This window comes from Pontibacter beigongshangensis, from assembly GCF_014332515.1.
GTDB classification, from domain to species: Bacteria; Bacteroidota; Bacteroidia; order Cytophagales; family Hymenobacteraceae; genus Pontibacter; species Pontibacter beigongshangensis.
Genome location: NZ_VFSD01000010.1, coordinates 1 through 10,904 on the forward strand (window position 1 = coordinate 1; position 10,904 = coordinate 10,904).

6 protein-coding genes and 1 pseudogene are annotated in these 10,904 nt (G+C 50.6%); 4 read left to right on the forward strand and 3 right to left on the reverse strand.

What is annotated here, in order from left to right; all coding sequences use genetic code 11:
* Positions 1-165 precede the first annotated feature (165 nt).
* The gene (locus FJM74_RS09710; RefSeq protein WP_187262411.1) at positions 166-1,329 is read left to right on the forward strand and encodes an iron-containing alcohol dehydrogenase; all 1,164 of its coding nucleotides are present in this window, start codon (positions 166-168) and stop codon (positions 1,327-1,329) included.
* Positions 1,330-1,467: 138 nt separating this feature from the next.
* On the opposite strand, the gene FJM74_RS09715 is transcribed toward FJM74_RS09710, so the two are convergent.
* From FJM74_RS09715 to FJM74_RS09725, 3 genes are all read right to left on the reverse strand, one after another.
* A complete protein-coding gene (locus tag FJM74_RS09715; RefSeq protein ID WP_187262412.1) occupies positions 1,468-4,407 on the reverse strand; it encodes an FAD-binding and (Fe-S)-binding domain-containing protein in 2,940 nt (979 codons plus the stop codon).
* 400 nt (positions 4,408-4,807) lie between these two features.
* A complete protein-coding gene (locus FJM74_RS09720; protein WP_194349976.1) occupies positions 4,808-5,734 on the reverse strand; it encodes a YsnF/AvaK domain-containing protein in 927 nt (308 codons plus the stop codon).
* Between the two features lie 47 nt (positions 5,735-5,781).
* Entirely contained in the window at positions 5,782-6,342 is a 561-nt protein-coding gene (locus FJM74_RS09725; protein ID WP_187262413.1) for a YsnF/AvaK domain-containing protein, read from the reverse strand.
* 1,211 nt (positions 6,343-7,553) lie between these two features.
* Here FJM74_RS09725 and FJM74_RS09730 point away from each other — a divergent pair.
* The 3 genes and pseudogenes from FJM74_RS09730 (at position 7,554) to FJM74_RS09740 (ending at position 10,903) form a co-directional block, all read left to right on the forward strand.
* Positions 7,554-8,186, forward strand: a complete 633-nt coding sequence (locus tag FJM74_RS09730; RefSeq protein WP_187262414.1) for an OB-fold-containig protein — start codon at positions 7,554-7,556, stop codon at positions 8,184-8,186.
* Between the two features lie 2 nt (positions 8,187-8,188).
* Positions 8,189-10,357: a flotillin family protein gene (locus tag FJM74_RS09735; RefSeq protein ID WP_187262415.1), complete on the forward strand. Its 2,169-nt coding sequence runs from the start codon at positions 8,189-8,191 to the stop codon at positions 10,355-10,357.
* 160 nt (positions 10,358-10,517) lie between these two features.
* Positions 10,518-10,903: pseudogene (locus tag FJM74_RS09740) on the forward strand (endonuclease domain-containing protein).
* Position 10,904 lies beyond the last annotated feature (1 nt).

Here is a 10,904-nt window from a genome sequence, read left to right on the forward strand (position 1 = left end):
GCTGTTTTAGCGCCGAGGCCATCCGGAAGGCCATTTTCATTCGGATAATTTGATCTTCAGTCGCAGGTTGATACATCATAGACTTTTCATTCCTTGCCAGCGCCGAACCTTTCGGGCTGTATTTCCGCTAATAGATAGAACAGTTTGTATTAAAGGAGAAGCAACATGAACAATTTTAAATTCTATAACCCAGTAAAGATCATTTTCGGAAAAGGAACTATTGCCGAGGTAGCGAAAGAGGTGCCGGCAGGCGCCCGGGTGCTCATGACCTACGGCGGGGGCAGCATCAGGAAGAATGGCGTATACGACCAGGTGATGGCAGCCTTAAAAGACCATACCGTTTTTGAATTTGGAGGAATAGAGCCAAACCCGCACTACGAGACCCTGATGCGTGCCGTGGAGCTGGGCAAAAAGGAAAACATAGATTTTATACTTTCGGTAGGTGGGGGCTCCGTGCTGGATGGCACCAAGTTTATCGCGGCCGCTCTGAAGTTTGAGGAAGGCGATCCCTGGCGGTTCCTGGCAGAGAAAGCCGCTGTAAAAGTAAAGGCCGCCGTTCCGTTTGGCGCGGTGCTGACGCTGCCAGCTACCGGCTCCGAAATGAACTCCGGCGCCGTGATCACCAAAGCTGCCACCAAAGAGAAGCTTACGTTTGGCAGTCCGTTTACCTTCCCTAAATTTTCGGTGCTCGACCCGGAAACGACTTTCTCGCTGCCGCCGCGTCAGATCAGCAACGGTATTGTCGATGCCTTCTCGCATGTGATGGAGCAGTACATGACCTACCCGGTAAACGCGCCCCTGCAGGACCGCATGGCCGAAGGTATCCTGCTGACCCTGATCGAGGAAGGACCGAAGGTGCTGCAAAACCCAAGCGACTACGAAGCAATGAGCAATGTGATGTGGTCGGCTACCATGGCGCTTAACGGCCTGCTCAGCGCCGGCGTCCCCACCGACTGGGCCACGCACATGATCGGCCACGAGCTTACCGCCCTGCACGGCATCGACCATGCCCGTACCCTGGCCATCGTGCTGCCCTCGGTGCTGCGCTACAAGCGCGAAACCAAGAAAGAGAAGCTCCTGCAATACGGCGCCCGCATCTGGAACATTACGGAGGGAACCGAAACGGAACGCATAGAGGCCGCTATTCAGGCCACTGCACGATTCTTCAACTCCCTCGATGTGCCCACCACCCTGCATGACTACGAGGTGGATCGCGAGACCATTACCGCCATTGTAGAACGCTTCCAGAAAAGAGGCGTCCGCAACCTGGGCGAGCGCGCAGACATACAGGTAGAAGATGTTGAGAAAATTCTGGAGATGAGTCTGTAGGGGTAATAGCGCCAAGCCATTCTTCTTCCTCCAAACCAGTCAATTATTCAGATGAAAAAGCCCTTCCGGAGACTTGTCTGGAAGGGCTTTTTCATCTGAATAATTGCAGGACAACCCTGTTGCCACTGCTACTGCTGCCTAGCGCAGCGCATTATAGAGCACTTCTATCGGGTGCAGCGCTTTGCGGCCGGTGCCGTCGTGAATCTGGTGGCGGCAGCTAGTGCCGGGAGCTGCAATTATTACTTCCTCTGGCTGTTGCCGCACCGTCGGGAATAAAACCAACTCGCCCACCTGCATCGACACATCGTAGTGCTCGGCCTCGTACCCAAAAGAGCCGGCCATACCGCAGCAGCCCGACGGAATAACTTCTACCTTGTAGTTGGCAGGCAGCGTGAGCATCTGCTGCGTATAAACAACCGACGAGAGCGCCTTTTGGTGGCAATGCCCGTGTAGCTTTATCAGCTTCTGCTCCTCTTTAAAAATGTCTTTCTCAATCCGCTTGTTAATGATTTCGCGGGCAATAAACTCATCGAACTGCAGGCAATTGATAGAAAGTGATTTGGCGTCTTCCAACTGATCTTTCTCCACCAAGTCCAGGTACTCGTCCCGGAATGAAAGAATGGCAGATGGCTCAATGCCTACCAGCGGCGTCTCGCTCGTGATCACGTCTTTTAAAAGCGCCACATTCTGCTGTGCTATCTTCTTGGCATCGCGCAGCAATCCTTTCGACATAAAGGTGCGGCCGCTTTCTTCGTGCTTCGGAATTTCTACCTCGTATCCCAGTTTCTCGAGCAGCAGCACGGCGGTTTTGCCAATGTGTGTGTCGTTGAAGTTGGTGAACTCATCGCAGAACAGGTATACTTTCTTTTTGGCTTTTGGCCGGTTGCCTGCCTGGCGCTTGTGCTTTTTGAACCAGCTGCGCAGGGTGGTTTCCTGCAGCAGGGGAATGGTACGCTTCGGAGCGAAGCCCATCATTTTCTTAGCGATGCCCGCCGTGGCCGTGTTCTTGAACAGGAAGTTGTACATGCCCGGAGCCAGTGCCGCCAGCTTGTTGAGGTTAGTGAAGCTACCCACCATGCGGGTGCGCAACGGCACGCCGTTGGCATCGTAGTAGTGCTGCAGGAACTCGGCCTTAAGCTTGGCCACATCTACGTTAGAAGGGCACTCCGATTTGCAGCCTTTGCAGGAGAGGCACAAGTCCATGGCCTCTTTTATCTCCTCGTGGTCGAAGCGGTTGGCCTTTGGGGAATTTGTCAGGAACTCGCGCATCACGTTGGCGCGGCCACGGGTGGTGTCCTTCTCATTACGTGTCACCATGTAGCTCGGGCACATGGTGCCGCCGGTCAGGTGCGTTTTACGGCAGTCGCCGGAGCCATTGCAAAGCTCGGCCGCCCGCAGCACCCCGTCCTGCTGCCTGAATTTGAACACGGTATCGAAATCCGGCGTTTCCTGCCCCGGCGTGTAGCGGAGCGAGGTGTTCATGGATGGCGTGTTCACGATCTTGCCCGGGTTGAAGATGTCGCTCGGGTCCCATACCCGTTTCACCTCTTCGAGCAGCCTGTAGTTCTCTTCCCCGATCATAAACGGAATAAACTCGCCGCGCAGTCGGCCGTCGCCGTGCTCACCGCTCAGGGAGCCTCTGTATTTTTTTACCAGGGTGGCAATTTCTTCGGCAATAGTCCGGAAAAGCTTGTTGCCTTCTTCGGTTTTCAGGTTGATGATGGGGCGCAGGTGCAATTCGCCGGAACCGGCGTGGGCATAATGCACACAGTACAGGTTGTACTGCTCCAGCGTCAGGTTAAACTCCCGGATAAACTCCGGCAGGTCGTTTACATCTACGGCAGTGTCTTCAATTACCGCTACGGGTTTGGCATCGCCCGGCACGTTAGACAGCAGGCCAAGGCCAGCTTTCCGGAGCGTCCATACCTTTTTGGTGTCCGGGCCGAATACGAGCGGGTAATGGTAGCCAAGGTTATTTTCCTGCAGTTCCTGCACCAGGGCTGCTGCCCGTTGGTCTATTTCCTCGCGCGAATCGCTCGACAGCTCTACAACCAGAATAGCTCCCGGATCGCCCTGCACAAAAAAGCGGTTCTGGCTCTGCTCAATATTTGTTTTGGTGCACTCCAGCACATAATGGTCCATAAGCTCGCTGGCGGTTGGCTTGTAGCGCAAGGCCACCAGGTTTGCCCGCAACGACTCGTCCACGCTGTGGCAATGGATGCAAAGGAGCCCGGTTTCTTTGGGGGGAAGCGGATCTACGTGCAGTTTTATCTCAGTCAGAAAAGCAAGCGTGCCCTCTGAGCCGGCTATCAGCTTACAGAAGTTAAACGGCTCTTTGCCTTCGGTGAATGGCTCCGTCTCCAGCAGCAGATCGATGGCATAGCCCGTGTTGCGGCGCTGGATGCTGGGCTTCGGAAACTCGCGCCGGATGTTCTCCTGCGTCTGCTCATGCGACAGCATGGCTCTGATGGCCTGGTAAATACGGGTCTCCAGTTCGCCGGAGGTATTTTCGCCACGGCATTTGGCCTCAAACTCCGGCAGGCTGAGTTGCCCGAACTCAGCTTCGGTGCCATCGCTCAGAATCGCCTTTACCGACAGCAGGTGCTCCCGGGCGCTGCCGTACACCACCGAGTTGGAGCCGCAGGAGTTGTTGCCCACCATGCCCCCGATCATGGCCCGGTTGGCTGTGGAGGTTTCCGGGCCGAAGTACAATCCGTACGGCTTCAGGAACATGTTCAGTTCATCGCGGATCACACCCGGCTGTACCCGAACCCATCCTTCTTCGGCGTTAACTTCCAGTATTTCCGTAAAGGTGCGCGATACATCTACCACAATGCCACTGCCCACTACCTGCCCGGCCAGCGAGGTGCCGGCGGTGCGCGGAATAAGCGAAGTGCCTTCGCGGCGGGCAAAAGCAATAAGGGTTTTTATGTCGGCAACTGATTTCGGGAAGGCGACGGCCAACGGCATTTCCCGGTAGGCGGAGGCATCGGTGGCGTACAGGGTACGCATGGTGCTATCGAAATAAAACTCTCCCTCTAATTGGCGGGAAAGTTGCTGCAGTTTTTCTGAGTTCATGTATAGTACCCGGCAACAGCTGTAAACTATGATGGTCGGCAGCAGGCCGGTTAGTAATTACTGTTGTTTAAATTGAAATGCGGGAAGCGCCAGCGCTATTGGAGGTGCGTAAGCCTGTCCGGTTGATCGGTTCTAACATAAGGCACCTGAAAAAGCATCTGACTATTTTCTCTGACCCGAAGGTAAGTTGAACGCAGGTAAAGTCAAAGACCCTGAAGCAGAAAGAATATGGTTTTTATAATTGCCGGCACCAGGAGATGAAAATTCCATGAAAATGTTGGCTGTTGTATTAAGATTTTGGCAGCAGGAGAGGGCCTTGTCGTACAAATACCATAAAAAGAAGAGGGAGCCGAAAATCCGGCTCCCTCTTCTTTTTATGGTTTATCAAGTCTATCTGTTCTTAGCGTATACCCGGGTTTCCTGGTCTTCCCGGATCCCGGTCTATGTCTCTGTCCCGATCAATGTCTCTGTTACGGTTGGCATCGATCTTATCTACATCAACGTCCGTTCTGCGCTCGGTGCCTCTTACTGTTTCTTCACGTGTTTCGGTTTTCTTGCCGATCTTCACTTCTTCTACCACCCGGGCTTCCTTGTTCACGATCGGAACCTCGGCATGTTCGGTTATGCGCGTTTCCCCTTCTTTAAAGTTCTTCAGGTCGGCTTCGGTGGCAGGGCGGTTTACGGGGTTACGCTCCACAAAAATATGCTCTTCGCGCAGCCTCAGTTTTTCCTCCACCGGGCGTTCCAGAATTCTGCTGCGCAGCTTCACGCCGCCTGTTTCTTCAGTGCGTTTGCCTATGTTCATCTTCTCCTCCACAATCGGAATAGACGTGTCGCCCCGCTGAAAATCGCGGTTAGTGGTACTTGTATGTGCACCTGAAGGACCGGTATGGGCGGTCGGGTTATCGCTTATACCCCTGTCGCCAACTCTTCTGCTACGCTCTTCCACATCCACTGCGCCGCAGCTGTCTAAGGTTTCGGCCGCGCGATCTGCGTCTTGCTTAGAGTCGGCGTGCACGGTTACGATCCAGCTTTGGCGGGCGGCGGTAGTGTATTTTCGGGCCTCATCTTTATCATCGAAGAGGTTGTTGAAAAAATTGCTCACACTGCTCGATTTGTCGCTGGTATGGTGAGGCGTGTTTGAAGTAGCAGTGGCACCTGGTGCAATACCTGCAGCACCACCTGGTATAGAAGCTGGTCGGCTGCTGTCGGTGTCGTTATGCAATATATCTATGGCACTTGGCTGAATGTTATTGCTCTCCAAACGTTGAGCGGCCATTTGTGCGTCTATACCTTTTTCGAATATTCCTATTACTGTCTGTGACATAATTTAATCAGATTTTAGTTAAACATTTAGTTAAAGCCCTGCTGCCCCTAAGGGCGTGGGACACTTTTATCGACCCGGTTCACGTGCAGCTCCTCTTTCTGAAGCGTTACCTCTTCGGATTCGTGTGTGGTTTCTCTTTTTTTGGTGATGTGAAGTTCTTCTACCACGAAGAGCTTTTTCACGACCACCAGTTCTTCCCGCAACACAGGAATTATCATTTTATCGCCTTCGTAGCGTACTGCTGCCGGCGGGGCCTCTACATATTGGTTGATGGGCACACGCTCTATGTCTACATGCTCTCTGGTAGTAGGCAGATCAACGGTAACATGGTCTTCGTGCACACTCTTGGAAATGTACACATCGGCGGTTTCGACTACTCTTTTGCCAATCTCCACATGCTCTTCCACAATCGGGATTGTTCTTTCCTGATTATCATCCAGGTCATCTGTTTTCCGCTGGATTCTTACCTGCTCCGGTTCCTGGTTTCTTGTAAGATCAGGCGCAGCATCAGGGCGTGACAAATTGGCCAGATGTTGGGTTTGATGCGTTCTCCCCTGGAGTTTCTGCTCAAACTCGGATTTTAATTTATTATCATTATTCTTATTCATGTCGCTCAAAATATGTACATATTCTTATATAGGGTTAATATTTTGACGTCGTTCACCCTGCAATTTTTTACGGGAGGCCGTAAGGTTAGTTATGACAAAAAGACAAGCCGGGAAGGATGGGATGAGCCAGCACAGACCGAATTCCTGTTATAACAGGAGGTGAATCAGGGATAGAATCAGATGGTGAATTGTTGTGAACTGCTGCCTGCCTAATGTGAGAGGATGTAAAAGCCCGGTAAGCGTAGTCTTATAAGCCTGCCCGTGTTTTTTATGATTAGCACATGATTAGCCTTGTGAAAAAAATAAAATTATATTTCTGCTTTTTCCGTCCGGATAATTTTGAGGCGCCACACTGGGTGCTAAAATATGGGTATAGAGTAGCAGTAGCAGCTTTTGCTCCGGAGGGCCCTTTTCATTAGAATAATTGGTGTTTGCTTTAATGTGCTTATGGATTAATGTGCTGATTTTTCAATTTGAAGATTTGGAGATGTGAAGATTTGAAAATGAACTGCCAATGCAAGCTTAGAAAACTCTTAACTAAATGGAAGGGCCAGCATTTTAAATAGTTCTCTGGAGGGCTGTTTTGATTAGAATAATTCATGTCTGTGGCAGGGGCTGGCAGTTGGGCAACCCGTATAGAAAAGTAAAAATATTTCCTGCTTTTGTTTGTTTAAATTTGAGAATTATAAAAAAACACCTAATATTATACAGAAAAATACACAACCATTTTCGCGCCTTCTTTCTTTGCACCACTCCCTGTCCTGGGGGTTATCACGTACAATGCTGTCTGCTTGATAGTCCTGTAAAACCGTGTATGCCGATCCTGAGATCAGATTCATAAATGGAAGCAACTGGTTTCCAGTAAATAACCCGGAAATTATCGGCGTGGCTCTTTTGTTAGGTATTCCCTGCAAGCCACCGGACAAATAATTACAAGGCTAACACAGGCTGTGGCTCAGGTGCAAAAGTTTAGCTGTGGAAGACCATGCCAGGTTTTATGCCATAGGAAGTTTCGTTTCTGGCAGCAGTGAGCGTTCCCTAAATCCGGTGTTTCTTCACTAAGAGGAGCAGGGCAAGCGGAAGGCAACATGCCTCCGGAAGGGCATTTTCATTGGAATAATTGCGCCTGCTGAGGCCGGAGCCAAAAAGTAGTAATCAAGTAGCGGTTGCTGTAGAATTTAAAGGAGATTGTTTATTTAAGTTTATATCAAATGTCTGAATTGTTAGAGGCTGCATTTTCCAGCGTCAATCTCATTCCTACCGCCTTGCTGGTATTTGTGATGCTCTACTGGTTCGCGGTTATTTTTGGCCTGCTCGATCTCCAGTTTTTCGACATGGAGGTGGAGAAGGAGTTCAGCACATCAGCTGAGAGCGTGTCTGCCGTTAGCTGGCTCAACTCAGCACTCGCTTTCTTTAACCTGGGGCGCATCCCGTTCATGTTGTTTCTCACTTTTCTGGTGCTGCCTTTGTGGGTCATGTCTGTCCTGGCAAACCACTACCTGGATAATTCGTCCGGGTTGCTGGCACTGCTGCTCCTGGTGCCTGCTTTTTTCGCGAGCCTGTTTGTATCTAAAATACTGACTACACCCTTTATTAAACTCTTTGATGCACTCGAAAAAGAGCATCTCTCCACGGCCACTATTATCGGGCAAATATGCACTGTAATTATTGCGGCAAATGCCCACGAGCTGGGGCAGGCCACCATAAAATCGGCCGATGGGCTGCTGCTGCTGAATGTGAAAACACCGGAGGGTCAAAGCCTCCGCAAAGGCGATACTGCTGTCGTGCTGGAATACAACGAACAAAGTAAATATTATTTGATAGAACCTTACCAAACCAATTAAACATGATTGAACAGTTATCCTGGTCTGTCGCTATTTTGCTGGCGGTGACCCTCCTTGGCCTGATTGCCTTTGTTATTAAGATGTACCAGAAAGCCATTCAGGGCGAAGCGCTGGTGCGTACCGGCCTGGGTGACACGAAAGTGTCGTTCTCGGGTATTTTTATTGTGCCGGTCATCCATAAAATGGAGGTTATGGACATCACGCTCAAGACCATAGTCATATCCAGAACAGGAGCTGAAGGGTTGATTTGTAAAGACAACCTGCGGGCAGATATAAAAGTGAATTTCTTTCTGCGCGTAAACAAAACACCGGAAGACGTGATACAGGTGGCCCAGTCCATCGGCTGTAAGCGCGCCTCCGACCACTCCGCGCTGGAAAGCCTGTTCGATGCCAAATTCTCGGAGGCCCTGAAAACAGTCGGCAAGCATTTCGATTTTGTGGACCTCTACCAGAGCCGCGAGGAGTTTAAGCGTCAGATCCTGCAAACCATCGGTACCGACCTCAACGGCTACGTGCTCGACGACTGCGCTATCGACTACCTGGAGCAGACACCGCTCACCCACCTGAACGAAAACAACATCCTCGATGCAGAAGGCATCAAGAAGATCATCGACCTCACGGCCAGGCAAAAAGTGCAGGCCAACCTGATTGAGCGCGAGAAGCAGAAAACCATTAAGAAGCAGGACGTAGAGGCCCAGGAAACCATTCTGGAACTGGAAAAGCAACTGGCCGAAAACGAAGAAAAGCAGAAACGCGAAATAGCCAACATCAAAAGCAGAGAGTATGCTGAGATGGAGAAAGTGCGGCACGAGGAGCGACTCAAGGCGGAGAAAGCGCGAATCATTACGGATGAGGAAGTGAAAATTGCCGAGCAGAACAAAGATCGCCAGATTTTGGTGGCTGAGCGCAGCAAGCAACGCACCGATGCCATCGAGACAGAGCGCGTGGAGCAGGCCCGTATGCTCGAAGTGAATGAACGCGAGCGAATTGTGGCGCTGGCGCAGATCGAGAAAGAAAAAGCCATAGAAGAGGAGCGCAAAAATATACAAGGCATTATCCGCGAGCGTGTAACAGTGGAGAAAGCCGTGGTGGAAGAAGAAGAGAAAATTAAAGACACCAAAGCTTTTGCCGAAGCAGAGCGGGAAAAATCGGTAGCCATTACCAATGCAGAGAAAGAGGCAGAACAGTCGTTGGTGAAAGAGATTAAGAGCGCCGAGGCGGCCCGAAATGCCGCTGAGTTCCGTGCCAAGCAGATGCTCATCGATGCAGAGGCAGAGCAGGCAAGCGCCAACAACAGGGCCCAGGCTATTAAAGTACTGGCAGAAGCCGAGGCCGCACAGGCCGCCGCGCTCGGTTTGTCTGAGGCGCACGTAATGGAAGCCAAAGCCCAGGCGAAACAAAAAGAAGGCGAAGCCGAAGCGGTGGTGCTGGAACTGCAGGCCATTGCCCAGGCCAAAGCCACCCGCGCCAAAGCCGAAGCACAGGCCGAAGCAGATGAAAAACTTGGTCTGGTAGCCGCTAAAGTAACCAAAGAACAAGGTCTTGCCGATGCCACCGTGATCGAAAACAAAGCCGCAGCCGACGAGAAGAAAGGGCTGGCAGAGGCACGCGTACTAGGCGAGAAATTCACGGTAGATGCCAAAGGCATAGAAGAGAAAGCCGAGGCCATGCGCAAGCTCGACGGCGTAGGCAAGGAGCACGAAGAGTTCAAGCTGCGTCTCGACAAAGACAAATCGATTGAGCTGGCGCAGATCAACATTCAGAAAGACATAGCTGCTGCCCAGGCCGGAGTAATTTCCGAAGCCCTGAAAGCAGCCAAAATAGACATTGTAGGTGGCGAAACCATGTTCTTCGACCAGATTGTTGGTTCTATTACCAAAGGCAAGCAGGTAGACAGGCTGGTAGGCAACAGCAATGTGTTAGGTACCGTGAAAGATGCCTTCTTCCAGGTAAATGGCGATGGCAACATTGATTTCAAAACAAATCTGCAGAAGTTTGTGAACCAGTTCGGCATGACTTCCGATGATGTACGGAATCTAAGCGTTTCGGCCCTGCTCCTGAAAATGATGCAGCACAGCGCTGACGATAGCACCCTCAACACCCTGAAGCAACTGACCACCACGGCCACCGCCATGGGTATTGCGGATAAGCCTTTTATTTCGTTGAATTGATACTGTAAGAATTACTCCTTCAATTAATGCTCTTCTCAAGTGGTAATTTTGAGTCTGCTAATAAAGTTTTACATCGTACTATGAAGCTGAACTTACGCAGTAATGTAAAAAACAAAATTCTCCCCTTGAGGGGAGTTAGACGGGTGTTAACAGTTCCTAAATGCCGAATCGAAATCAAATTATACCGTATCGTAGTGACCTTAAAGTTAAAGCCAGAGAACTGCGAAAAAATAGTACCCTTTCAGAGGTGCTTCTTTGGCAAGAGATCAGGAATAAGCAGCTTTTAGGATATCAATTTCATCGGCAAGTACCTTTGCTGAATTTTATAGTTGATTTCTACTGCCATGAGCTAAGCTTGCCATTGAGGTTGACGGTAGCAGCCATGAGTATAAGGTAAGTTATGATATTAATCGACAAACAGAACTTGAGCAATATGGTATTCAATTTCTACGCGTTGATGATTTAGATGTCAAGAAGAATATGAGGTTTGTGGTAAATGAAATTTATCAGTGGCTAGAGGAGAATCAACAGAAGAGCAGGCAATAAG